This is a genomic window from Prevotella sp. AM34-19LB (assembly GCF_003468525.1).
GTDB lineage: Bacteria > Bacteroidota > Bacteroidia > Bacteroidales > Bacteroidaceae > Prevotella.
This window is the reverse complement of sequence record NZ_QSIG01000041.1, coordinates 1-26,121: the sequence shown is the minus strand read 5'-3', so window position 1 is coordinate 26,121 and position 26,121 is coordinate 1. Positions and strand designations below refer to the sequence as shown.

The 26,121-nt window shown below is 46.0% G+C and carries 12 protein-coding genes, 2 tRNA genes and 4 pseudogenes; 11 read left to right on the top strand and 7 right to left on the bottom strand.

All coding sequences use genetic code 11. The features are described 5' to 3' along the window. The first annotated feature begins 624 nt into the window (after positions 1-624). The 3 genes and pseudogenes from DW830_RS11960 (at position 625) to DW830_RS11950 (ending at position 5,512) form a co-directional block, all read left to right on the top strand. On the top strand, positions 625-1,518 hold the full coding sequence (locus tag DW830_RS11960; RefSeq protein WP_119250063.1) for a LysR family transcriptional regulator: 894 nt from the start codon (positions 625-627) through the stop codon (positions 1,516-1,518). 88 nt (positions 1,519-1,606) lie between these two features. After that, entirely contained in the window at positions 1,607-2,653 is a 1,047-nt protein-coding gene (locus DW830_RS11955) for a YeiH family protein (RefSeq protein ID WP_119250065.1), read from the top strand. A gap of 256 nt (positions 2,654-2,909) precedes the next feature. Beyond that, a pseudogene (locus DW830_RS11950) lies at positions 2,910-5,512 on the top strand (SLBB domain-containing protein). Positions 5,513-5,610: 98 nt separating this feature from the next. On the opposite strand, the gene DW830_RS11945 reads toward DW830_RS11950, so the two are convergent. Next, positions 5,611-7,194: an NAD(P)/FAD-dependent oxidoreductase gene (locus DW830_RS11945; RefSeq protein WP_119250062.1), complete on the bottom strand. Its 1,584-nt coding sequence runs from the start codon at positions 7,192-7,194 to the stop codon at positions 5,611-5,613. Positions 7,195-7,242: 48 nt separating this feature from the next. After that, entirely contained in the window at positions 7,243-7,788 is a 546-nt protein-coding gene (gene yfcE, locus DW830_RS11940; RefSeq protein ID WP_119250061.1) for a phosphodiesterase, read from the bottom strand. 320 nt (positions 7,789-8,108) lie between these two features. Here yfcE and thrA point away from each other — a divergent pair, with 320 nt between their 5' ends. The 4 genes and pseudogenes from thrA to DW830_RS11920 all read left to right on the top strand — a co-directional run bounded on the left by thrA (position 8,109) and on the right by DW830_RS11920 (position 14,197). Then, positions 8,109-10,550, top strand: a complete 2,442-nt coding sequence (gene thrA / locus DW830_RS11935) for a bifunctional aspartate kinase/homoserine dehydrogenase I (RefSeq protein WP_119250060.1) — start codon at positions 8,109-8,111, stop codon at positions 10,548-10,550. 33 nt (positions 10,551-10,583) lie between these two features. Then, positions 10,584-11,903, top strand: a complete 1,320-nt coding sequence (locus DW830_RS11930) for a cofactor-independent phosphoglycerate mutase (protein ID WP_119250059.1) — start codon at positions 10,584-10,586, stop codon at positions 11,901-11,903. Positions 11,904-11,927: 24 nt separating this feature from the next. After that, positions 11,928-13,229, top strand: coding sequence for a threonine synthase (gene thrC / locus DW830_RS11925; protein WP_119250058.1), 1,302 nt, complete (start codon positions 11,928-11,930; stop codon positions 13,227-13,229). A 12-nt stretch (positions 13,230-13,241) separates the two neighbouring features. After that, positions 13,242-14,197 (top strand): annotated as a pseudogene (locus tag DW830_RS11920) (D-2-hydroxyacid dehydrogenase). Positions 14,198-14,418: 221 nt separating this feature from the next. On the opposite strand, the gene DW830_RS11915 reads toward DW830_RS11920, so the two are convergent. From DW830_RS11915 to gyrA, 5 genes and pseudogenes are all read right to left on the bottom strand, one after another. Then, positions 14,419-15,459: an iron ABC transporter permease gene (locus DW830_RS11915; protein WP_119250057.1), complete on the bottom strand. Its 1,041-nt coding sequence runs from the start codon at positions 15,457-15,459 to the stop codon at positions 14,419-14,421. Between the two features lie 5 nt (positions 15,460-15,464). After that, positions 15,465-15,935 (bottom strand): hypothetical protein, encoded by a 471-nt coding sequence (locus DW830_RS16635; RefSeq protein ID WP_233544504.1) that lies wholly within the window; start codon positions 15,933-15,935, stop codon positions 15,465-15,467. 38 nt (positions 15,936-15,973) lie between these two features. After that, positions 15,974-16,639 carry an ABC transporter substrate-binding protein gene (locus tag DW830_RS16630; RefSeq protein ID WP_233544503.1) on the bottom strand — a complete coding sequence of 222 codons (666 nt, stop codon included), beginning with the start codon at positions 16,637-16,639 and terminating at the stop codon, positions 15,974-15,976. Positions 16,640-16,817: 178 nt separating this feature from the next. After that, a complete protein-coding gene (locus tag DW830_RS11905) occupies positions 16,818-18,026 on the bottom strand; it encodes a tetratricopeptide repeat protein (RefSeq protein WP_119250056.1) in 1,209 nt (402 codons plus the stop codon). Positions 18,027-18,103: 77 nt separating this feature from the next. Continuing rightward, positions 18,104-20,715, bottom strand: a pseudogene (gene gyrA / locus DW830_RS11900) (DNA gyrase subunit A). Positions 20,716-21,327: 612 nt separating this feature from the next. On the opposite strand from gyrA, the pseudogene DW830_RS11890 reads away from it, so the two are divergent. The 4 genes and pseudogenes from DW830_RS11890 to DW830_RS11875 all read left to right on the top strand — a co-directional run bounded on the left by DW830_RS11890 (position 21,328) and on the right by DW830_RS11875 (position 25,996). After that, a pseudogene (locus tag DW830_RS11890) lies at positions 21,328-23,917 on the top strand (ATP-dependent Clp protease ATP-binding subunit). A gap of 141 nt (positions 23,918-24,058) precedes the next feature. After that, positions 24,059-24,131, top strand: a tRNA-Thr gene (locus tag DW830_RS11885). Between the two features lie 54 nt (positions 24,132-24,185). Beyond that, a tRNA-Gly gene (locus DW830_RS11880) sits at positions 24,186-24,256 on the top strand. A 333-nt stretch (positions 24,257-24,589) separates the two neighbouring features. Further along, the gene (locus tag DW830_RS11875) at positions 24,590-25,996 is read left to right on the top strand and encodes a tagaturonate reductase (RefSeq protein WP_233544502.1); all 1,407 of its coding nucleotides are present in this window, start codon (positions 24,590-24,592) and stop codon (positions 25,994-25,996) included. The last annotated feature ends 125 nt before the right edge of the window (positions 25,997-26,121 follow it).

Sequence of the window (26,121 nt, the reverse complement as noted above, 5' to 3'; positions counted from 1 at the left end):
ATCTCTCAAAGGTGTACCTGCTTTGATTGCTTCTCTTGGATAATGACCTGTAGGGATCAATACCATCGAAAAACACGCTCTATTAGTGTTCATATCGGCCATTTTAAGCCCTTATGACGAATTGTTTAACATAAACTAAAATTTTAAGATGAAAAAAGATATGCCTTAGAGGGGCTTAGGTGGAGTCGTGATAGCGGTTCTGCCCTCTATGATACACCCCCAAACGGCCGTTCTCGGACGGGCTGGGGGCGGGGCTTAAATAATGACAGGCGCCGGTCATCAATGAAGACCCGAAATCGAGGCACAGAACGAGGGGCTTTCCGGGTAGTTGTGATTCAGAGAACTCTTAAACACAGAACAGAGTATGAAGTCTACGAAGAAGGAAACCTTGAAAATGGTGATTTTATTTCCGGTCATTTCCGGTCATGGTCATTTCCGGTCATGGTCATTTTCAACTTCGGTTATTTTCATTGTATATTACTTTTTTCGCAGCTTTCCTCTATAAATCAATGAAGTTTTTTATCATACTGGCTTATAATTCGGATTTTTTATCTAAATTTGCAAAAGATATGCTGCACTCGGCATCATATTGGCAAGGAATTTTGAAATAAAAAGGAACATACAATGATAGATACAAGACTGAAAGTTTTCAGAAGTGTGGCTACACTCCTGAGTTTCACTAAGGCTGCCAACGAACTATTCATCAGTCAGCCTGCCATCAGCAAGCACATACAGGAGCTTGAAAAGGAATATGGGGTGCAACTATTCGACAGAATCGGCAACCGCATCCAACTCACCCGTGCCGGACAACTTATGCTTGACCATGCCTGCAAGATTATCGATGCCTATCAGAATCTCGATTTCGACATGAAGAAGCTCACGGAGAAATCTGGTGGTGAACTGCGCATCGGAGCCAGTACCACCATCTCGCAATATGTTCTCCCCGAACTGATAGCTGAATTCAGGAAACATTATCCCGACATTCGTCTTACCCTGCTCAGCGGAAATTCTCATGAGATAGAGGATGCGCTTGCTGCAGGAAGGATAGACCTGGGTATGGTGGAAGGCATCAAGCGGCAGCCCACCTTTAAATACACTCCTTTCATGAAAGATGAACTGGTGGCGTTCGTACATTGTTCCAATCCCCTAGCCCAGCAAGATGAGATTTCTCTGGACATTCTCAGGCAGACACCGATTGTACTGCGTGAATTAGGTTCCGGAACTTTGGATGTCATCCAAAAAAAACTGCAGGAAAACGGCATTGCTCTTTCTGATCTGAACATTGAGATGAATCTGGGAACCACAGAGGGCATCAAGCATTTCGTGGAACATTCCTTAAGCATGGGTATCATCAGCGTAAGAGCCATCTACAGAAGTATCTATGGACAAGTATTCAAGGTTCTGGAAATTGAGAATCTGAAGATGGAACGAGATTTTATGTTTGTTGAGAAGAGAGGCGAGACCGCCAAGCTCCTGCAGACATTCAAGAGATTCATAACCAAAGATTATAACGTATAGTTATTATATATATACAACATCTCATATTTTTTCGTACCTTTGCACCCGCTTTTAAAAAAGTGAATAACCAACAAAAAAAATGAAGAATATGAGATTATCAGAACAAAGGAGCAGTATGCTGCATGGCGTATTGCTCATCGCACTCTTCGCATGCGCTGCCTTCTACATCGGTGGCATGGACTGGGTGAAAGCTCTTTCGTTTAGCCCCATGGTGGTGGGCATCATCATTGGTATGCTCTATGCCAATAGTTTACGTAACAACCTGCCCGACACCTGGGTACCGGGCATCAAGTTTTGCAGCAAGCGAATCCTCCGCACAGGCATCATCCTTTATGGTTTCAAGCTCACCTTCCAGGATGTGATGGCTGTGGGCTTCTCTGCCATCGTGATGGATGCCATCATTGTATGCGGCACCATCGGCTTGGGAATTCTGTTGGGAAGACTCCTGAAAATAGACCGCAGCATCGCACTGCTCACCGCTTGCGGAAGTGCCATCTGTGGAGCTGCAGCAGTATTGGGTGTGGATGGGGCCATTCGTCCGAAACCTTACAAGACGGCAGTAGCCGTAGCCACCGTAGTCATCTTTGGAACATTATCCATGTTCCTCTACCCTATTCTCTACAGAGCTGGCATCTTTGACCTATCACCAGATATGATGGGACTCTTTACGGGTTCCACCCTTCATGAAGTAGCCCATGTGGTAGGTGCAGCCAATGCCATGGGAGCCGAGGTGAGCAACAATGCCATCATTGTAAAGATGATAAGGGTGATGATGCTGGTACCGGTATTACTGGTGATTGCATGGACCGTTGCTAGGGATGTTGCCAAAAGAGACTGTTTGGAAAATACTGACACCAACAAGCCTAAAATCAGCATTCCATGGTTTGCCATTCTCTTTCTGGTAGTGATCGGATTCAATTCTCTTGGGTTGCTTCCGGAAAGCATAGTGGATTGGATTAACCAACTGGATACTTTCCTTCTGACCATGGCCATGGCTGCATTGGGAGCCGAAACAAGCTTTGACAAATTCAAGAAAGCCGGCATTAAGCCTTTCCTCTTGGCTGCCATCCTTTATGGTTGGCTCATTGGAGGTGGATATTGTCTGGTGAAGTTTGCCATTCCATATTTACAATAAGGCGATGCCCTGGGCTAAGAGCTTTTGGGCTTTCAGCCCGTTTCTGCCGTACAGTTAGATTTTTTGTAGTTTGTGGTCTTGATTTCTCGAAAACAAGGCTAATTTCGAACAATTCGAGGGAAATCATAGAAGTTTTTTATTATACTGGCTTATAATTCGGAAATTTTTATCTAAATTTGCAACAAATTCCGTAAAAATGAGTTATTATATAATAATAGGATCATAAATGAATAGGAAAATCATGAAGATAAATAAAATGAGGAAACAATTCATCCTCTTCCTTCTGTTGGTGATGGCAGCAGGTTCAGCCTTCGCACAGACTTCCACCATGACAGACGATCAGGTGATGAGCTTGGTTGTGAAAGAGCATGAAAAAGGGTCTTCAAATGCTCAGATAGTTACCAAACTGATGCAGCAGGGGGTAGATATCTCACAGATTCGACGGGTAAGAGACAAGTATCAGCGCCAGTTGAAAAAGGGCGGGGTTACTGGTACTTCCGCCCAACTGCAAGGGAAGGAAACCTCTCGTCTTCGTACCAACAATGGTAAACCCCGTGAAGATTATGGTAAGGGAATCAGCGAAGAATCGAAGAACTACACCAACTATCGCATCACTGCACAGAAGGATGATCAGTACAAGCATACTTTCGATGAGGATGACGAGGAGTATATGGATTTCCAGAACGAGATGGATGGGATTATTCCAGATACTGCGATGATGATCAAACGTCTTCTTGCTGAACGGGAAGCGAAAACCAAGAAGGTTTTCGGAAGAGACATCTTCAATAACAAAGAGTTGAGCTTCGAGCCAAATATGAATATTGCCACTCCACAGAACTATCGCTTAGGACCTGGAGATGCGGTTATCATTGACATCTATGGTGCATCACAGAAAACCATAGAAAGCACCGTTTCTCCTGATGGCGAAGTTACCATCGAAGGCTTTGGACCTGTATCGGTAGCCGGTTTAACCGTTGCTCAGGCAAATGCCCGACTTCGCAATACACTGGGTAGCAGATACCGTTCGAGCAAGATAAAACTCACTGTAGGACAAACCAAGACCATTATGGTCAATGTGATGGGCGAAGTAAAAACTCCAGGCACCTATACCCTATCTGCCTTTGCCACCGTTTTCCACGCACTCTATATGGCAGGTGGCACCAACGACTTGGGTACATTGCGAAACATCAAGGTTTATCGCCATAACAAACTGGTTACTGTGGTAGATATCTATGATTACATTCTCAATGGCAAACTGACCGGCAATGTACGCCTGGCAGATAATGATGTCATCGTAGTGGGAGCCTACGATTGTCTGGTTACGATTACCGGAAAGGTAAAGCGCCCGATGATTTATGAAATGAAGAAAAATGAGAGCGTGAACTCTCTTCTTAAATATGCTGGCGGATTTACAGGAGATGCTTACAAGAAATCAGTTCGCATCCATCGCAAGACTGGCAGAGACTATTCTGTATATAACGTAGAGGAATTCGATTTCTCCAGTTTCCATATCGACGATGGCGATTCTGTAAGCGTAGATTCCATTCTCCCCCGCTACAGCAACACCGTAGAAATCAAGGGAGCCGTCTTCCGACCAGGTATGTACAATCTAGGAGATCAGATCAACAGTGTCCGCACATTGGTAGAACACGCAGAAGGATTGACAGAGGAGGCCTTTACGGCACGTGCGTGATGCACCGGATGAAATCGGACAGATCGCTGGAAGTAATAGCAGTAGATATTGCAGGCGTGATGAATGGTACTGTGGCTGATATTCCACTCAAGGAAAATGATGTCCTCTTTATTCCGACAAGACAGGAAAAGATTTCAGAGAGAACGCTCACCATCCGCGGAGAAGTACAATATCCGGGAATCTATCAATATGCAGAAAATGAAACGATTGAGGATTTCGTGCTGCAGGCTGGTGGACTGACCGACAAGGCTTCAACGATTAATGTCCTGGTAAGCCGAAGAGTAAATGACGCCAAAGCCACAAGACCAGACAGCATTATAGCCAAGACCTACACGCTCGCCCTGAAAGATGGTTTTGTGGTGGACGGAACACCAGGATTCAAGCTGATGCCTTTCGATGAAGTGAGCATCCGCAAGAGCCCAGCCTATACGGAACAGCAGAACGTGATGATTGAAGGTGAAGTGATGTTTGGAGGCACCTATACCCTTGATCGCCGCAATGCCAGATTAAGCGATCTCTTCAAGAAGGCTGGAGGAAGCACAGAGCAGGCATATATCAAGGGTGCCCGCCTGATGCGTAAGGCAAATGAAGCTGAAAAAACACGCATGGAGGCTGTTCTGAAAATGCAGAGAGAACAACAGCAGAAAAATCTTCTGCAGTTGGCTGCAAGCAGTAATAATGCCAGTGCCATTACCCAGACTGCAAAAGATGCGCAGAATGCTGATCTGTTGAAGTTCAGTGTTCCTGAAGAATATCCTGTAGGCATCGATCTTGCTGAAGCGCTGAAGCATCCCGGCAGTGATGCAGATATGATTCTGCGAGAGGGTGACAGGTTGATTGTTCCACAATACAATGGAACCGTGAAAATCAACGGCTCTGTAATGTACGCCAATACGGTGGCCTATGAAAAGGGCAAGAGTATTGCCAGCTACATAGATGAAGCGGGCGGATTTGCCGCTGATGCCAACAAGAGCAAGGCTTATATTATCTATATGAATGGCAAGGTAGCTAAAGTGGGACATGGCGCCAAGGCGCAACCTGGCTGCGAGATTGTTGTTCCATCCAAGATGAAACGTAAGATGACTGTGGCTGAAACCATGAGCATGGGCAGTAGCCTTTCCAGCATCGCTGCCATGATTGCAACAATTGCCAATCTCAGTAAGTAAAATCGCCAATCTCAGTAAATAAGAATCCAAAGAACAAAAAAGCAGGTAACAATCTTCTGTTGCCTGCTTTTTTTGTTCTTTGTTCATTATATCGACATTTATTGTTGCTTCAGATACTCTGCACACATCTCTGCACAGCGTTCGCCATCCACACCTGCTGAAACAATACCGCCAGCATATCCGGCACCTTCACCACAAGGAAAGAGACCCTGGATACGGACATGCATCAGCGTTTCCCTATCACGTACGATGCGGACAGGTGAAGAGGTGCGGGTTTCCATAGCTATCAATGTCGCCTCATTGGTGAGAAAACCATGCGCATTCTTTCCGAAAGTCTTAAAGCCTTCCTGCAGGCGCTTGGAGATAAAGGATGGCATCCAGAAATGAAGCGGACTACTGATCAGTCCAGGTGCATAACTGCTCTTTGGCAAATCATAACTCAAACGATTGTTCACAAAATCAGCCATTCGCTGAGCCGGAGCTGTCTGCTTCATATTAGCCTGCTGCCAGCATTGCTTCTCTACCATTTCCTGGAAATACATCATTGATAACGGGTCCTTCAATTCCTCGTCTGACTGTACAACATCTTCAGGATGTGTCTCAACCACCATACCGGAATTACTCCAGGCGGTGCCACGGTTGCTAGGACTCATACCATTTACCACCAACTGCTCCGGACCCGTAGCTGCAGGAATCACAAAACCGCCAGGGCACATACAGAAACTGTACACACCCCGTCCATCTACCTGAGTTACAAAACTATACTCGGCTGCAGGAAGATACTTTCCTCTGCCATTCCTGTTGTGATACTGTATCTGGTCGATAAGCTGAGAAGGATGCTCCAATCGAACACCGACGGCAATACCCTTAGCTTCGATTTCAATCTTCGAAGAAGCCAGATAGCGATAGACATCCCGGGCACTATGACCTGTTGCAAGAATCACCGGTCCACGATAATTCTCCTCAGCACCTGTTGCCAGGTTAACAGCTTCAACCCCAATCACACGGTCACCTTCCAGAATAAAACGAGTCATCTTGGTCTGAAAATGCACCTCACCGCCACAATTGATAATAGTATTGCGCATATTCTCTATCACGCGAGGCAACTTATCTGTACCAATATGAGGATGGGCATCTGCAAGGATGTTCGTATTGGCACCATGCTGGCAGAAAACATTCAGAATCTTATCCACGCTGCCCCGCTTCTTGCTTCGGGTATAAAGCTTACCGTCACTATACGCTCCGGCTCCACCTTCACCAAAACAATAGTTGCTCTCACTATCCACCTTCTGGGTCTTGGTGATGTTGGAAAGGTCCTTTTTACGCTCTCGCACGTCCTTGCCACGCTCCAGAACAACAGGGCGATATCCAAGCTCTATCAAACGCAAGGAAGCAAAGAGACCGCCAGGTCCCTCTCCTACCACAATGACTCTCGGACGCGAACTGACATCCGGATATTCTGTATGGACATACTGATCATCTTGAGGCATCTCATTGATATAGGCACGTACCTTCAGATTCACAAAAATGGTACGCTGGCGGGCATCAATACTGCGTTTCAATACCCGCACCTTATTCAAGGTTCTTACATCCAACCCTTTTTCCTTAGCCAGATAACGCTTGATGCCTTCCTCATTGGCAGCCTGTTCTGGCAGAATTCTAATCTGATATTCCTGAATCATTTACTTTGAACTTTATGATTAGCTTTATGAAAGTGAAGAGTGACAAGTTTATACTTCCATTGTTGCCAGCACTTCAAATGTATCTAACTGATACATTGTAAATTTACCATTCTCCAGTGTAGCAAACGTTGGCACATTACCACCCTTAGGGAAGGTGATGCTACCCGTGTTGACAATTGCTTTTCCTTCCTCATTGTGAGACAATTCCCAAAGATGCGAATGACCATAAATCATTGCATCGTAAGGGCCCTTAGGCATATTCTCCTTATTATATATATGTCCATGTGTCAGAAGATAACGCTTACCGTCATCCACCAACAGGGCGCAGGTTTCCATCATAGGGAAATCCAGAAGCATCTGATCTACTTCTGCATCACAATTGCCTCTAACAGCTACAATCTTGTCAGCCAGCCCATTCAGGCATTCCACAATCCCTTTAGAATCAATACCTTCTGGGATTCTGTTGCGCGGACCATAGTTGATGATGTCACCCATGATACACATCATATCACACTTTTCCTTCTCGAAGAAACCGAGAACTTTTTCCAAGGCTGGCAAGCAGCCGTGAATATCTGAGAATAATAAATACTTCATTGTGTTTATTTATATCTATATCTATATCTGTTTCTATTTCTTTTTCTGTTTCAATTTAACATCCGCAAAAGTACGCAAATTATCCGAAACCTCCAAACTTTTCGAGAAGATTTAACGCTTTTATTATATATAATAATGTATAGAGAGCATTTTAAGCTATAAAAAACAACAAAATAGGGAAAAACACCTACAAAATGCCACTTTTTCAAAGATTTCTTTGGCAGTTTGATATAAATTTAGTACTTTTGCCCACAAGTTCTGCTTCGGCCCCGGTCGTTTCGGGGGGAGCATTACAATACCAACGCAAAATTCAATAACGTATGAAAGTATTAAAATTCGGCGGAACATCAGTTGGTTCCGTAAAAAGCATCCTCAGCTTAAAACGTATCGTTGAAAATGAGGCAAAGAAACAGAGTGTAGTGGTTGTCGTGAGCGCGCTTGGCGGAATCACCGACAAACTCTTGCAAACCTCTCAGTTTGCCCTCAAGGGTGATGAGTCATGGAGAGTCGAATTCGATGCCATGGTTGATCGCCACCATAAGATGATAGATACCATCATCACCGACACAGCGGATAGAGAAAATCTTTTCAAATCAGTTGATGCCCTCTTCGAACAGTTGAAGAGCATCTACTTCGGTGTGTATCTGATTCACGATCTCAGCGAGAAGACTCAGGATGCTATCGTGAGCTATGGAGAAAGACTCAGCTCGAAGATTGTTGCCACACTCATTCGTGGCGCCAAGTGGTTTGACTCACGTAACTTCATCAAGACTGCCCGCCTCAATGGTAAGGGTAAGCATACCCTCGACAGCGAGCTGACTACCAAATTGGTGAAGGATACTTTCGCTGACCTTCCTCGCATTTCTCTCGTTCCGGGTTTCATCAGCCGTGACAAAGATACAGAACGTACCACAAACCTCGGCCGTGGTGGTAGTGACTATACTGCAGCTATCATTGCAGCAGCATTGAATGCGGAGGTCCTTGAAATCTGGACTGATGTAGATGGATTCATGACTGCCGATCCACGTGTCATCAAATCTGCTTATACGATCAACGAACTGAGTTATATTGAGGCAATGGAGCTTTGCAACTTCGGTGCAAAGGTTATCTACCCTCCTACTATCTACCCGGTTTGTGTCAACAATATCCCTATCAAGGTAAAGAATACCTTCAATCCAGATGCTCCTGGTACCATCATCAAGAATAAGATAGACAGTGACCAGAAACCTATCAAGGGTATCTCTTCTATCAACGGTACTGCGCTCATCACTGTAACCGGTCTTTCCATGGTGGGTGTCATCGGTGTAAACCGCCGTATCTTTACTGCCCTGGCTAACGAGGGAATCTCTGTATTTATGGTTTCACAGGCTTCCTCAGAGAATTCAACCTCTATCGGTGTACGAGAGCAGGATGTAGAAGAAGCAGTAAACGTATTGAACAACGAGTTCCACAACGAGATTGCCGATGGAGCCATGTATCCAATGCATGCAGAAACAGGACTGGCTACCATCGCCATCGTGGGTGAGAACATGAAGCATGCTGCCGGTATTGCCGGTAAGCTCTTTGGTACACTTGGCAGAAGCGGTATTTCTGTCATCGCCTGTGCTCAGGGTGCTTCTGAGACCAACATCTCATTCGTTGTAAAGAGCGATTACCTCCGCAAGTCTCTCAACGTATTGCACGACAGTTTCTTCCTTTCAGAATATAAGGTTCTCAACCTCTTTATCTGCGGTGTAGGTACCGTAGGCGGAAAATTGATTGAACAAATCAAAAAGCAGTCAGCAGACTTGATGGAACGCAGCAAGTTAAAGCTGAATGTTGTGGGTATTGCTTCTTCCAAGAACGCCATCTTCAATCGTGAGGGACTCAACCTGGAGAACTATCAGACAGAACTGAAGAATTCCTTGCCTAGTACCCCAGAACTCCTTCGCGATACTATCCTCGCAATGAATATCTTTAATAGCGTATTCGTAGATTGTACGGCAAGCAAGGATGTTGCAACCTTATACCAGAGTCTTCTGGAGCATAACGTAAGTGTGATTGCTGCCAACAAGATTGCAGCTTCAAGCGAATATGAGAACTACGAGAAGTTGAAGAAGACAGCCATTCAGCGTGGTGTATTCTTCCGTTTCGAGACCAACGTGGGCGCAGGTCTTCCTATCATCGGAACCATCAACGACCTCCGAAATTCCGGAGATAAAATCCTTAAGATTGAGGCAGTTCTCTCAGGAACGCTCAACTATATCTTTAATGCCATCTCAGGAGTCGTTCCATTCTCAGAGACTGTGAAACTGGCAAAGGAGAAGGGTTACAGTGAGCCTGATCCACGTATCGACCTCAGTGGCATGGATGTCATCAGAAAGCTTGTCATCCTCTCCCGTGAGGCTGGATATCGTGTAGAGCAGGAAGATGTAGAAAAGAATCTCTTTGTTCCTGACTCATTCTTCAAGGGCAGCATCGATGAGTTCTGGAAGAAACTGCCACAGCTCGATGCCGACTTTGAGGCTAAGCGCAAGACACTGGATCTGGAACACAAACGCTGGCGTTTTGTTGCCACCCTCGATAAGGGAAAGACCAGTGTAGGTCTGCAGGCTGTAGGTCCAGAGCACCCATTCTACAATCTGGAAGGTTCCAACAATATCGTATTGCTCACCACAGAGCGCTACAAGGAATACCCAATGATGATTCAGGGATATGGTGCCGGAGCCAGCGTAACTGCGGCCGGTGTCTTTGCCAACATCATGAGTATTGCCAACGTTTAATTTCGTCGTATCAATCAATAAAGGATAACTATTATGAAGCATATTATCATTTTAGGCGATGGCATGGCCGACCACCCAGTAGAAAGACTGGGTGGCAAGACCTTGCTTCAATACGCCCATACACCATATATGGATATGCTTGCCAAGAAGGGCAAGACAGGAAGACTCATTACTGTACCCGATGGCTTTCTGCCTGGTTCAGAGGTTGCCAACAGCTCTATCATGGGTTACGACCAGAATGAGGTTTACGAAGGACGCGGTCCACTGGAGACTGCCAGCATCGGCTACGAGATGAGTCCGAACGATTTCGCCCTGCGCTGCAACATCATCAATGTAAACGACGGAATCATCGTAACCCACAACGGTGGCAATCTGGAGACGGAAGATGCCGATGTGCTCATCAAGTATCTGAACGAGAAGCTAGCCTGCCAATATCCGGGCATCGTGAAGTTTATCACGGGCATCCAGTATCGCCATCTGCTTATCATCAAGGGCGGTAACAAGTATGTGGATTGCGCGCCTCCTCACGATCATCCGAACGAGGAATGGAAACCGCTGCTCGTGAAGCCGATGGAAGGCGTAGATGCAGCTCTGCTTGCTGGCAACAGCGACAAGACTCCTGCCGAGGTTGTGGCTGAGAACGGCGGCACGTTGAGCGATGATTATCGCATGAGTGCGCAGCAGACAGCCGACCTTCTGAACGAACTGATTATCAAGAGTAAGGAGATTTTGGAGAATCATCCTTTCAATGTGTCACGCAAGGAACGTGGTGAGCGCATGGCTAACATCATCTGGCCTTGGGGCGGTGGTTATCGACCACACATGCTGACTCTTTCGCAGATGTATCCTCAAATCAAGAAGGGCTCTGTGATTTCTGCCGTTGATCTGATTCGCGGTATCGGTCATTATGCTGGTCTTCGCAACATCATCGTAGAGGGCGCTACAGGTCTTTCTGATACGAATTACGAAGGCAAAGCTGCTGCAGCTATCCAGGCACTGAAGGATGGAGACGACTTTGTCTATGTCCATGTAGAAGCAAGTGATGAGGCTGGTCATGACGGCAATCTGAAATTAAAGCTCAAGACGATTGAATACCTCGACCAGCGCCTGATCAAACCTATCGTTGATGAGGTGAGCACATGGACAGAACCTGTCTGCATCTCGGTTTTGCCGGATCACCCTACTCCAGTGGAGGTTCGCACCCACGTTAAGGAATCCGTTCCTTTCATCATCTACTATCCAGGTATCGAACCTGACCAGGTAGAGGAATACGATGAGGTAAGTTGTGTAAGCGGAAGCTATGGATTGCTCCAGCTGCAGGACTTCATGAAAGCCTTCATGGCTATCAATTAAAAAATGTTCAAAGTTCAAAGTAAAATGAAATATTATTCAACAAATAAAAAAGCACCAATCGCCGATTTACATAAGGCGGTAGTTAAAGGTTTGGCAGAAGACCGTGGTCTCTATATGCCAGAAATCATCAAGAAGTTACCACAGGACTTCTTCGACAATATCGAGAAGCTGAGCTTCCAGGAGATTGCTTACCAGGTAGCTGATGCCTTCTTCGGCGAGGATGTAGATGCAGACTCTTTGAAGAAGATAGTATATGATACCTTGGCATTCGACTGCCCTGTTGTAGAGGTGGAGCCAAATATCTACTCTTTGGAGTTGTTCCATGGTCCTACTCTCGCCTTCAAGGATGTAGGTGCCCGTTTCATGGCTCGCCTGCTCCAGTACTTCGTTCGTCAGGAAGGTAAAGAGGAAGTCAACGTTCTCGTAGCAACATCGGGTGATACGGGTTCTGCCGTTGCCAATGGTTTCCTCGGTGTAGAGGGAATCCACGTTTACGTGCTTTATCCAAAGGGCAAGGTGAGCAAGATTCAGGAGAGCCAGTTCACAACCCTCGGCAAGAACATCACAGCTCTTGAGGTAGATGGTGTTTTCGACGACTGCCAGGCGCTGGTTAAGTCTGCGTTCATGGACGAGGAGTTGAACAAGCACATGAAGCTGACTTCTGCCAATTCTATCAATGTAGCCCGCTTCTTGCCTCAGGCATTCTACTATTTCAATGCATACGCCCGCATGAAGGAGAAGGGCTTGGCAGACAAGTTGGTCATCTGCGTACCTAGCGGTAACTTCGGTAACATCACAGCAGGACTCTTCGGACATGAGATGGGCTTGCCAATCCATCGTTTCATCGCTGCCAACAATGCCAATGACATCTTCTACGAGTATCTCCAGACCGGCAAGTATAATCCACAGCCTAGCAAGCAGACCATCGCCAATGCTATGGACGTGGGTGATCCTTCAAACTTTGCACGTATCTATGACCTCTACAAGGGCAACCACGACGCCATCGCTGCGTACATCAGCGGAGCTACATACAAGGATGAGCAGATTGCAGACACGATGAAGAAGTGCTATAACGAGACAAAATATGTGCTTGATCCTCACGGAGCTTGTGGCTATCAGGCATTGAAGGAGCAATTGAAGCCAGGTGAGGTCGGTGTGTTCCTGGAAACAGCTCATCCAGCCAAGTTCAAGGAGAAGGTGGATAGCATCCTCGGAACCGACATCGAGATTCCAGCCCGTCTTGCTGAATTCATGAAGGGTGAGAAGAAGAGCATCCAGATGACCAAGGACTTTGCATCATTCAAGAATTATTTGATGAACGAATAATAACGAATAAAAATGAAAATTGTTATCTTAGACGGCTATGCCGCTAATCCGGGCGATCTGGATTATCATCTGTTGGAAGAATTGGGAGAGGTAGTGGTTTATCCCCGCACTTCTGATGAAGAAAAAGTGAACGTGCCAAGGATGCAGACATCATCTTGCTAAACAAGGTACAGATGGATGCAGAAACATTGGCGCAGCTTCCCAACTTGAAGTACATCGGAATCCAGGCTACAGGTTTCAATGTTGTGGATATAGCTGCTGCCAAGAAACAAGGCATCGTTGTTACCAACATCCCTGCCTACAGTACGGATAGTGTGGCACAGATGACCTTTGCCCTCATCCTCGCCGTTACCAACCGTGTAGAACATTACACTCAGGAAAATAGAAACGAGCGATGGGCAAGCAACAAGGATTTCTGTTATTGGGATACCCATTTAATGGAACTTGCAGGCAAAAAGCTTGGCATTATGGGATTGGGCAATATCGGTATGAAGGTTGCAAATATCGCCCGTCAGTTCGGAATGGACGTTTGCGCCTGCACCAGCAAGAACTCTTGCGACCTTCCTGAATGGATTCAAAAGGTCAGCAAGGAGGGGCTGCTTGCCACAAGTGATATTCTATCCCTGCATTGTCCTCTCTCGGATAGCACCTATCACCTTATCAATGAGGAGAGTATCGAAAAGATGAAGGATACAGCCATTCTGGTGAATACCGGTCGCGGACCATTGGTAGATGAAGAAGCTGTTGCAAAGGCTTTGCACAACCAGAAACTCGGTGCTTATTGTGCGGACGTGATGACTCAGGAACCACCTTCTAAAGAGAATCCTCTTTTTAAGGAGCCTAATGCCTATCTCACTCCTCACATTGCCTGGGCTACCTTTGAAGCTCGCAAGCGCTTGAATAAGCAGGTAGCTGCTAACGTAAAGGCTTTTCTTGAGGGAAAACCTATCAATGTGGTGAACCCATAAAGAGTACATAATTTTCAATAAGACAAGAAAACCGCTTATTCCCTAGTATTTTGGGGGGATAAGCGGTTTTATATTTACCCTTAAGGGAAAATTCATTTATCCTTAAGGAAAAATATTTTTTTCTTTAAGGGAAAAAGATAATTCCCTTAAGGACATCTTTTCAACAGAACAACACTGTATATTTATTTCTTAGATACATACACCAGCTATCTCACAGAAAACTATTGCCTTCTTACCAGAATATAGATAATAACAGGTGCACCAAAAAGTGGAGTCACGGCATTGAGCGGAATGATTCCCCCATCTGATGGTAGAGAACAGAGAAGATTACATAGAAGGGCAATAGCCGCCCCCATCAGCATTGTAACTGGCAGAAGCGGTCGATGATTTTCTGTACCAACCAGCAGACGTGCTATATGAGGAGTGGCAAGCCCAATGAAAGCTATAGGACCACAAAATGCAGTAACTACTGCAGCGAGCATTCCCGTTATAACGAGCAAAGCGATTCGTAGTTTCCTGATAGGAAAGCCAAGATTCTCTGCATATTGCTCACCCAACAGCAGGGCGTTAAGCGGCTTAATCAACAGAAGGGAAGCCAATAGACCGAGGATGGTAAATGGTACAAACCATCTCACCTCGCCCATGGAAACATTGCCGAAACTTCCCATTCCCCATATCAGATAGGATTTCACACCCTCTGCCGTACTGAAGAAATTCAATAACGAGATGGCGCTGCCGGCAAGATAACCTACCATCAAACCGATAATCAGAAGGACAGTATAACTTCTGACAATGGCAGAGAAAGCTGTGATGATTCCCATCACCAGCATGGCTCCTGCAAAGGCAGACACCAGAATAGCCATGAATCCACCAATAGCATAACCACATTCTCCATCCAGAAAACCCAGACTAAGATGATCCAGACTTATGTTGCCTCCAAAGGCTAACATAACGATGGCAACTGCCAATCCTGCTCCACTGCTGATTCCAAAAACATCCGGTCCTGCCAGAGGATTACGGAAAGCTGTCTGGAGCAGCAAACCGCTTGTGGCAAGAGCAGCACCGGAAAGCAAAGCTGTGATGGCTTGCGGAAGACGTGATTCGAGGATAATATAGCCATAAGTATCAGAGACTGTCTGATTACCCATCAATATACCGACCACCTCCCCGTATGGAATGTTGACGCTACCCCATACCAAATTACCGAAGAACAACAGAGCGATGGCAACCACCAAGACAATAGAGACAATGACCTTGTTCATGGTTTCTATTGTAATTGACGATGATAGAATCTCAAAGTTCCCAACGTTCTGATATCCTTTGCATACTTCGAGAACTTAGCGTGATCAGCAGGATGTGAAAGGAGGATAAACTCACGAAGCAGGATTTCAGGATGAAAACCGGTGAGTTCAAAATAAGGTTCAGTACTGGTGTCCACTTCGTAAATCTGCGGATTGGCAAAGCAATGAAGAGCCTTGTAGCCATCATACTCCTGAAGCAATTGGGCACGTGTTAATGGCGCACCACCGAAATACTTAAATGCCCAGACATCAATATCTTTTCCTTTTGAAAGAATCTGCTCCGGACTCATCGCAAGACTTCCACTATGCGAATCGTCTTCAAAAATATAACGGGCGTTGGCATCCTTTAACAAAATACCTATAGTACTCTGTCCTCCAGGTACATACCATACGCTTCCCGATTTTCTTTCGGTCAACACCGACAGACCTTGTGGCAACTTCTTGGCTATAGACTTCAGATGCAGATAATCCTGTTCTATCTGCTTAAAATCGAGTCAGCATTCTTGTCAAAAAGCATCCCATAAAACTTCATCCATTCAGCTCTCCCCAAAGGCGAAGTCTCCATATAATCAGCAGCTTCAATCATAGGAATATGAAGCATATCCAGCTTACCATATCCTCCACTGTTCTCGAAAGGAGAAACCAGGAGAGCCTCCGGCTTCAAGGAGATGATACGTTCAATATCCGGTTGCATACTGGAACCACAATCCACCACTCTCTTCTTGATATCTGGAATATTGATATAATTCATATCACATACGCCACTGATGGCATTCTTGCAACCCAGTTCATACATCAGCTGACAATGAGGTCCCATGAAGACCACGCTGCTCGTTACCGGCGTACGGACCGTATCAGTAGCGCATCTTGCAGCAGAAGCACGTCGCAGGGCAAGTCGTGTTACAGTTTCATTTCCCTCCTTCCCTTTAGGCACCAGAATGTAGCGATGCAGAAGAGTTCCCTCTTTCCAGGGATTGGCAAGAATCACCTCAGTATATTCTTCTCCGTGCTTCACCATAGTGAGATGCTGCGCATATTTTAACGGGATAGTATCCCCTGCATCCATATTATCTCCAGCCTGCGTCTTACCCATCTGGCAAGATACAAGAAGAGAAGCAATCCCCAGGAACAAAGCTGCCATAAAATTTCTATGATTGATAAATATCTGTTTCATCATTAAACGTAATTACATAATCTGTCTGCAAAAGTACAAAGAAAAAATAAGCCAGACAAGTTTTCTGCAAAAAAAATGCTCCGGGAAAAGTCTTGGAACCTTTCCCGGAGCAATAATCATTATTTCTAAAAGAGTTCAGGCAATATTACTTGCTCTCTGCCTCAGCCTTCTTGGTCTCAGCTGCTGTTGGACCATAGTAGCCATAGTAAGCCTGGTAGCGAGTGTAACCCCAATTAGCCTGAGCCTTCTCTGGGTCGAGCTCCTTAGCCTTGTCGAGAACCTTGATTGCCTCCTGGTAAACTACCTTGCGACCATTAGGATCCTGCAAGTTACCAGCCTTGCTGTTGTAGCAAGCACCGAGGTAAACCAAAACAACAACGTTGTCTGGTTTTGCATCAAGAGCCTGCTTGAGGCAGTTGATAGCATTGTCAGCATCATTCTTCTGGATATACATCATACCCTTGTTAGCAAGAGCAACGAAGTTCTTAGGATTCTTAGCGATAGCACCATCCAAAAGCTCCATCTGCTCCTTCTCCATCTTCAAAGAAGAATACATAGAGTTCAAACCGTCGAGGATAACCTCATTAGTCTGGTCCTTATCAAAGAGAGTCTTCAACTTGTTAACGTAAGCCAGAGAATCTTCCTTAGTCTTCAAACCATCCTTCATTACATAGAGCTTGAGGTTGAGGGCATCCTTAGCCTCCTTCTCGCTTGTCATAGCAATGTCGCAATACTTCTCACAACGAGCAGCATCCTTAGCCTGATAAGCATAACGAGCAGCGAAGAGAGCTACCTGACCGATATAATCCTTCTCAGCATCCTTCTGCTTAGCATCAATGCCAGCGAAGAGAGGATCAGAATCAGTATCGAGGAATGCACCCCAGTACTTCAATACCTCATCAGCCTTATTGTTCTGAGCAGCAGTCTGACCTGCGTTTACGAGCTGCTGGCGAGCAGCCCAAACACGTGATGCATTGCCATTGAACTTAGGGGCAACCTTACCCTTAGCATTAGGAAGCTGATCGTACTTATAGCACTCAATAGCATTCATCAATGCATTGTAAGCACCCTCATTCATAGCATTCTCATCCACAGGATCATTCTTCTTCATGATCTGGTTGGTCTGCTGGATACTCTGCTGGTCGTTGAATGCCTTCATGCTGAGATCAACAAGCTTGTTGTAAGCCTTTGCCTTCTCTGCATCGCCAGCCAACTGACCCAAATTCTGCTTAACCAAAGCCTCAGCCTCAGCATAAGTCTTAGCCTTCAGCACTGCCTTGAGGGCATCGCTGTCTCCTGCGAATGCTGATGTGGTACCTAGTACCATCATTGCAGCAACGATTAACTTTTTCATTTTGTTTAAAGTTTAAAAAGTTGAAATTTATAATTCTTTACGCGTCTTCAATATGATGTGAACGAGCGTTCAGGATGTTACTCCTGAACGTTCTCGTCTTCTTGATTCTCTAATTCAGTTTCAGCCTCGGCTACTTCTTCTGCTGTCTTGGCACCCACTGTGTCATTCTCAATCTCCTCGCTCTTCTTGGCCCAGGCAGAACGGCTTTCCTCCTCTACCGAAGCTTCGAGCTCTGAACTCATCACCTTACATACGCTGGCGATGACATCATTTTTCTTTGTCAGATTGATGAGGCGAACACCCTGAGTGGCACGACCCATCACGCGGCAGTCTGCCACTGCAAGACGAATCACGATACCACTCTGATTAATGATCATCAGGTCGTTATCATCGGTTACGTTCTTGATAGCTACCAGGCGACCGGTCTTTTCGGTGATGTTGAGTGTCTTCACACCCTTACCACCACGGTTGGTTACACGGTAATCAACTACGTCTGAACGCTTACCATAACCCTGCTCGCTCACTACCATCACCGTCTCCTTCTCAGGATCATTGACAACAATCATACCAATCAAGGCATCATCTCCATCATCGAGACGCATACCACGAACACCGGTAGAAGTACGACCCATAGTGCGGATCTGATTCTCATCGAAGCGAACAGCACGACCGTTGCGGTTAGCGAGGATCAACTCATTATGACCATTGGTCAAGCGAACATCTACTACTTCGTCACCTTCAACGATATTGATGGCAATCACACCGTTGGCACGAGGACGAGAGTATGCTTCAAGACAAGTCTTCTTGACTGTACCATTCTTGGTAGCGAAGACTACATAATGACTGTTGATGAACTCTGCATCGTTCAAACCTTTCAAACGAAGGAATGCATTCACCTGATCATCGCTCTCGATGTTGAGAAGATTCTGGATTGCACGACCCTTTGAATTGCGGTCACCCTCTGGAATCTCGTAACACTTCAACCAGTAGCAGCGGCCCTTCTTGGTGAAGAACAGCATGGTCTGGTGCATAGTTGCAGGATAGATATACTCGGTGAAGTCCTTATCACGGGTGCGGGCACCCTTGGCACCAACACCACCGCGAGCCTGCTCACGGAACTCTGACAATGGAGTACGCTTGATGTATCCGAGATGACTGACCGTGATAACCACAGGATCGTTTGGATAGAAGTCCTCTGGATTGAACTCATGATCGTCTGGCTTGATCATCGTACGACGTGCATCGCCATACTTCTCCTTCACCTCATTGAGTTCATCCTTCATCACCTTCTTGCAAAGCTCTGGATCGTTCAAGATTTGGTTCAAGTAGTCGATGGTCTTCATCAACTCATTGAATTCATTGTGCAACTGCTCCAGGCGCAAGCCAGTCAACTGGCTGAGGCGCATGTCAACAATAGCCTTACTCTGCAGTTCGTCGAGTTCAAAACGCTTCTCCAAATTGCGCTGGGCATCAGAAGGAGTCTTGCTGGCACGAATGATATGAACCACCTCATCAATATTGTCACAGGCGATAATCAATCCCTCGAGGATATGAGCACGCTCCTGTGCTTTCTTCAGTTCAAACTGAGTACGGCGGATTGTAACATCATGACGATGATCAACGAAGTACTTCACGCATTCCTTCAAACTCAGGAGACGTGGACGACCATTAACAAGAGCGATGCAATTTACTGAGAATGAACTCTGAAGAGCTGTCAACTTGAAGAGTTTGTTCAAGAGAACGTTAGCATTCGCATCACGCTTTACATCAACCACGATACGCATACCCTGACGGCCAGACTCATCGTTAACATTAGCAATACCATCTACTCTGCCTTCCTTGGCAAGATCAGCAATAGCCATCACGAGCTGCTCCTTGTTGACACCATAAGGAATCTCGGTGATGACAATCTTATCGTGATTTTCGCCAGTCTCGATCTCTGCAGTAGCACGTACTACGATTCTACCCTTACCGGTCTCATAGGCATCCTTTACTCCCTGGATACCATAGATTGTAGCACCAGTAGGGAAATCAGGAGCAGGGATATACTGCATCAAGCCATCTGTATCAATATCATTATTGTCGATGTAAGCACAGCAGCCATCAATTACCTCACCCAGATTGTGGGTAGGAATATTGGTAGCCATACCTACAGCAATACCGTTACCACCATTCACCAGCAGATTAGGAATCTTGGTAGGCATTACGGAAGGTTCCTGGAGGGTGTCGTCGAAGTTGTTCATCATATCAACGGTCTCCTTGTCGAGGTCGTCCATGATGTGCTCACCCATCTTAGAGAGTCGGCACTCTGTATAACGCATCGCAGCAGGAGAGTCGCCGTCCACAGAACCGAAGTTACCCTGTCCATCAATCAAAGTGTAACGCATGTTCCACTCCTGACCCATACGAACCAAGGCACCATACACAGAAGAGTCACCATGTGGGTGGTACTTACCAAGTACCTCACCAACTACGCGGGCACACTTCTTGTAAGGTTTATCACTGGTGTTTCCAATACCCAGCATACCATAGAGAATACGGCGGTGCACAGGCTGAAACCATCGCGTACATCAGGGAGGGCACGAGCCACAATCACTGACATCGAATAGTCGATGTAGCTAGACTTCATCTCCTCCTCAATGTTGATTTTCATGATTCTATCATGATCCATTGTCTGATTTTCGTCCATATTTAAATACTAATTGTTTATACCTTATTATATATATACCTATTTACCTTCTATTTTCAGGCGTTGACAGGTATTTGCCACCATCCAAGGGAGAAGCATCAGCGACAGCTTCCAACCAACCTTGCAAAAATGGCTCGAAATTGCGTTTAAGGGCATTTTTTTGCGTTTTAAGCCGTTTTAGCCTCTGCAAAATCACGACAAAGGTACAAAAATAAAATGAAATAAAAGGCACTGAATCGAAAAAAAACGATAATTTAGCATTAATTGTGTTTTAAATAAGTAAAAAAGTTGCCTAAACTCTTGTTTGTTACCAAAATAATGTGTACTTTTGCATTTGAATTTAATGAGTAAGACATGCAAAATCCATTTCAACATATCAACGACGTACTCAACTACAGTGGCAAGGAAGCCTACCGTATGTTGGGAAATCAGGTGAACACTGAGCACTTGATGTTGGGAATCCTGCATTGTGGCAACAAGCAGGTAAACGATATTTTCGAGCATTTTGGCATCAACACCGACGTACTCCGCTCTACACTTTACGATTCGCAAGAACAGGCGATAGACAAAATCTCTGCTGAAGAAATTGCGGAAACAAAAGAAGGAAGAGCCTTGAAGTACGGCAAGGAGACCAGCGAAGTGATCAGCGAAGCCATTATTGAAGCCCGCCTCTGTGAGGGGAAGGCTGCATTGGTTCAACCGGAGCACCTCCTGCTCGCCATCCTGAAGAAGGATAAGTGCGACCCAGCCAAACTGCTCATCACACAAGGTCTGACCTATAAGAAGCTGTTCGACTACATCAATGGCATCAATCTGGATATTGACAACAAACTCAACAAGCTGAACCAAGAAGTAGAGAACTATAAGCGCAACCAGATTGAAGGAGATTCAGAACAGGAACCTGTAGATGAAATGCCAGAAACAAAGACTGCGCCAGAGCAGGAACAGGAACAAGAATCTGCCGAAGACGGCTTCAATATGATTGACCTGCGAGACAAGCAACAGCTTCCCGAAAGTCTGGAAGAAGCCGATACTTCTACCCTTCCTGACGGTGCAGCTTCAACCCAGGACAACCAGGGAGATCTGCTGGATCCGGAGGAGGAACCACTCGACTTCAGTGAAAATCAAAATTCCGCCAACGGAAAACTGGGAGGCAACAACGGCAAGCATGCACGCAATGTAGTGGCGCCAAGCCAACCAAGTCGAATACTCCATATCTGGACAAGTTCAGCTACGATCTGACCAAGGCTGCCAAGAACGGAAGCCTGGATCCTGTAGTAGGAAGAGATAAGGAGATTACCCGTCTGATGGAGATTCTGGGAAGAAGAAAGAAAAACAACCCAGTATTAATAGGCGAACCTGGTGTGGGCAAAAGTGCCATCGTAGAAGGATTGGCACAGATGATAGCCAAAGGCGACCAGAGTTCCCTCTTCTTCAACAAGCGCGTATTGAGCCTCGACATAACAGGCATTGTTGCAGGCACCAAGTATAGAGGTCAGTTTGAAGAGCGCATCAAGGGCGTTATCAAGGAACTGGAAAGAAACCCGAACATCATCGTTTCATCGATGAAATCCACACGCTTATTGGTGCAGGCGGCGCAGAAGGAAGCATGGACGCTGCCAACATCATGAAACCTGCCCTGGCACGTGGCTTCATCCAGTGCATCGGAGCCACCACCCTCAACGAATATCGCAAGAGTATAGAAAAGGATGGGGCTTTGGAACGTAGATTCCAGAAGATCATCGTAGAGCCTACAACCGCCGAAGAGACACTGGAGATCCTGCATAACATCAAGGAGAAATACGAAGAGCATCATAATGTGAGCTACACTGACGAAGCACTGAAAGCCTGTGTAAAGCTTGCAGACAGATACATGCACGAACGCTCCTTCCCAGACAAGGCCATTGATGTGATGGACGAGGCAGGTGCTCACATTCACATTAACAGTGCCACCATCCCTGACGAACTCATAGAGGCAGAAAAGAAACTCAATGAAACCATCGCCAAGAAACAGGCTGCCGTGGCAAGCCAGAACTTCGAGATGGCTGCGACATTGAGAGACTATCAGACAAAACAGGAACGCGACATAGAGATGATGCGCAAGCATGGGAACAGGGCGATCCGAACCACCGTGTCACCCTCGACGAAACGGAAATCGCCAAGGTAGTAAGCAACATGACGGGCATCCCTGTCCAGCAAATGGCAGAGAGCGAGAATATCCGTCTCAGAAATATGGGCAAGGTACTCAAGGAAAAAGTGATTGCACAGGACGCAGCCATCGACAAGGTTGTAAAATCCATCCAGCGCAACCGCATGGGACTGAAAGACCCTAACCACCCTATCGGCGTATTTATGTTCCTTGGTCCTACCGGTGTCGGAAAGACCTACCTCGCCAAGAAACTGGCAGAAGAAATGTTCGGTTCGGCAGATGCACTCTTCCGCATCGACATGAGTGAGTATGCAGAAGGATTCAACACTTCACGACTCATCGGTTCGCCTCCAGGATATGTAGGCTACGATGAAGGTGGACAATTGACAGAGAAAGTACGCCGCAAACCTTACAGCATCGTTTTGCTGGATGAGATAGAGAAGGCAAACAGCCAGGTGTTCAATCTCCTGCTGCAGGTAATGGATGAAGGAAGACTGACTGATGGAAATGGTCGCCTGATTGACTTCCGTAACACCATCATCATTATGACCTCCAACGCAGGTACCCGCCAGCTCAAGGAGTTCGGCAGAGGCGTAGGTTTCAATGCTGGCGGAATCGGCAGCAACGGAATGCCTATCGACGAAAAGGATAAGGAGTATGCTCGTAGTGTCATTCAGAAGCATCTGTCCAAGCAGTTTGCTCCGGAGTTCCTCAACCGTCTCGATGAGATTATCACCTTCGACCAGCTCGATTTGTCTGCCATCACCAGCATCGTAGATCTGGAGCTGAAATCTCTTGTAAAGCGAGTTGAAAATCTGGCTACCATTCCAGATGACCGACAAGGCCAAGGAATTCGTAGCCAGCAAGGGATACGACGTGCAGTTTGGAGCCCGCCCACTGAAGCGAGCTATCCAAAACTACGTAGAAGACGGACTCTGCGAGCTGCTGATGGAAGGCAACCTGAAGTCAGGATCCGTCATCAGCATCGGAAAGAATCCGAAGAAAGACGAATTGACTTTCAAAAATTTGACAAAAGATCATTTTGGTATATAAAATCTCACATCAGGGAGCTTGCCTGTGAAGGTAGGCTCCCTTCCATTTTAGTTAATGATAGTTAACTAAAAGAAAACTCTTCACAAATTATTTTCTCATTTAGAAAATTTTGGTTACCTTTGCATTCACGTAAAGAGAAAAGCCATGATGGCTCAGTTGGTAGAGCAACGCATTCGTAATGCGTGGGTCGCGGGTTCGAGTCCCGCTCGTGGCTCTTTTTTCTTCAGCAAGCCGTGCTTGCATCTCCCTCCAAAAGTTTAATTTGTCTGCGAGATTAGCACATCGGTAGTGCACGGGCTTCCCAAGCCTGTGAGGCGGGTTCGACTCCCGTATCTCGCTCAATCCCACGTAAAGGCTCTCCCTTATTTGGCTCCATCCCAGTAAAAGCTCTTCCCTTATTTAGTTTCTCCCTACCTTTGTCTGAAGATTCAGCATTGGAAGCGTAAACCTTTACGAACGATTTTTCAGGTTTTTCGATATAAGATACCGATATTTTTTATACCTTTGCATCAGTTTTCAGAAAGATAAGAATTTCTTTTCTAACAGGTACAGGTTCCTTTTTAATTAGGTACGAATTCCTTTTCAGAAAGATATAGGTATCGAGAAAGAAATAGATGACATTCTATTATGAAACTAACAAATAAAACAAATAACAAACAATATAAACAGATCATGAAAGAGCTTAAAGCATTGAACAAGCGCACTGCTCCTAAGAGCGTAGCGCCAGAGAAAATCATTCAGTTTGGTGAAGGTAACTTCCTCCGTGCATTCGTAGATTGGATTGTATGGAATATGAATAAGAAAACTGACTTCAACGGTTCTGTTGTTGTCGTTCAGCCATTGGCTGGCGGTATGGTAGATTGGTTGAACGGTCAGGACTGCCTCTATCACGTTAATCTTCAGGGTAAGGAGAACGGTCAGGCTATCAATACATTGGAGCGTATCGACGTAATCAGCCGTGCGTTGAATCCATATTCTCAGAACCAGGCTTTCTTGGCTTTGGCAGAGCAGCCAGAGATGCGTTTCATCATCTCTAACACAACTGAGGCTGGTATTGCTTTCGATGATTCTTGCAAGTTCACAGATGCTCCTGCAGCTTCTTATCCAGGAAAGTTGGTTCAGTTGCTGTTCCACCGTTACAAGTTCTTCGAGGGCGATCCTACCAAGGGTATGATTCTGATGCCTTGCGAGTTGATCTTCTTGAACGGTCACCACTTGAAGGAGTGCATCTACCAGTATATCGAGCTTTGGAAGGAAGATATGGGTGCTGACTACGAAGGCTTCAAGGAGTGGTTCACCAACCACTGCTACGTTTGCGCTACTCTCGTTGACCGCATCGTTCCTGGCTTCCCACGCGACACCATCAAGGAAATCCAGCAGAAGGTTTGCTACAAGGATAACCTCGTAGTAAAGGCTGAGAGCTTCCACCTCTGGGTTATCGAGAAAGCAGAGAACATGACTGTAGAGCAGATGCAGGAAGAGTTCCCTGCCCACAAGGCTGGCCTCCACGTTCTCATCACTGACAACGAGAAGCCATACCACGAGCGTAAGGTTACTTTGCTGAATGGTCCTCACACTGTATTGAGCCCTGTTACATATCTCAGCGGTGTGAACATCGTTCGCGATGCTTGCGAGCACCCTGTATTGGGCAAGTACATCCACAAGGTACAGTTCGAAGAGTTGATGCAGACATTGAATCTCCCTATGGACGAGCTTCAGAAATTCGCTTCTGACGTATTGGAGCGTTTCGAGAACCCATTCGTTGACCACCAGGTAACCAGCATCATGCTGAACTCATTCCCTAAGTTCGAGACTCGCGACCTCCCAGGCGTGAAGATCTACTTGGAGCGTAAGGGTGAGTTGCCACAGGGATTGGTATTCGGTCTCGCAGCCATCATCACATACTATAAGGGTGGTGTTCGTGAGGACGGTGCTCCTATCCAGCCAAACGACGATCAGAAGATCATGGACAAGCTCACAGAGCTTTGGGCTACCGGTGATACTCAGAAGGTAGCAGAGGGCGTACTCGGCTTCGACTACATCTGGCACGAGAACTTGAATGCAGGGCAGACGCATTAAATTGCGCTGCCCTCCAAAAGTTTTGACAGGTACTCTTCATCCCAGCCTGCCTTCAATCTTTTCAGGTTGAGACTTCCCTTGGTCGCCTTGTCATTTTTCAAGATGGAGAGGGCCATTTTGCTTAT

Bases quoted from the DNA above. Each gene is read 5' to 3' on its own strand.
- DW830_RS11960 (WP_119250063.1), top strand. From the start codon at position 625: ATGATAGATACAAGACTGAAAGTTTTCAGAAGTGTGGCTACACTCCTG.
- DW830_RS11955 (WP_119250065.1), top strand. From the start codon at position 1,607: ATGAGATTATCAGAACAAAGGAGCAGTATGCTGCATGGCGTATTGCTC.
- DW830_RS11945 (WP_119250062.1), bottom strand. From the start codon at position 7,194: ATGATTCAGGAATATCAGATTAGAATTCTGCCAGAACAGGCTGCCAAT.
- yfcE (WP_119250061.1), bottom strand. From the start codon at position 7,788: ATGAAGTATTTATTATTCTCAGATATTCACGGCTGCTTGCCAGCCTTG.
- thrA (WP_119250060.1), top strand. From the start codon at position 8,109: ATGAAAGTATTAAAATTCGGCGGAACATCAGTTGGTTCCGTAAAAAGC.
- DW830_RS11930 (WP_119250059.1), top strand. From the start codon at position 10,584: ATGAAGCATATTATCATTTTAGGCGATGGCATGGCCGACCACCCAGTA.
- thrC (WP_119250058.1), top strand. From the start codon at position 11,928: ATGAAATATTATTCAACAAATAAAAAAGCACCAATCGCCGATTTACAT.
- DW830_RS11915 (WP_119250057.1), bottom strand. From the start codon at position 15,459: ATGAACAAGGTCATTGTCTCTATTGTCTTGGTGGTTGCCATCGCTCTG.
- DW830_RS16630 (WP_233544503.1), bottom strand. From the start codon at position 16,639: ATGGCAGCTTTGTTCCTGGGGATTGCTTCTCTTCTTGTATCTTGCCAG.
- DW830_RS11905 (WP_119250056.1), bottom strand. From the start codon at position 18,026: ATGAAAAAGTTAATCGTTGCTGCAATGATGGTACTAGGTACCACATCA.
- DW830_RS11875 (WP_233544502.1), top strand. From the start codon at position 24,590: ATGAAAGAGCTTAAAGCATTGAACAAGCGCACTGCTCCTAAGAGCGTA.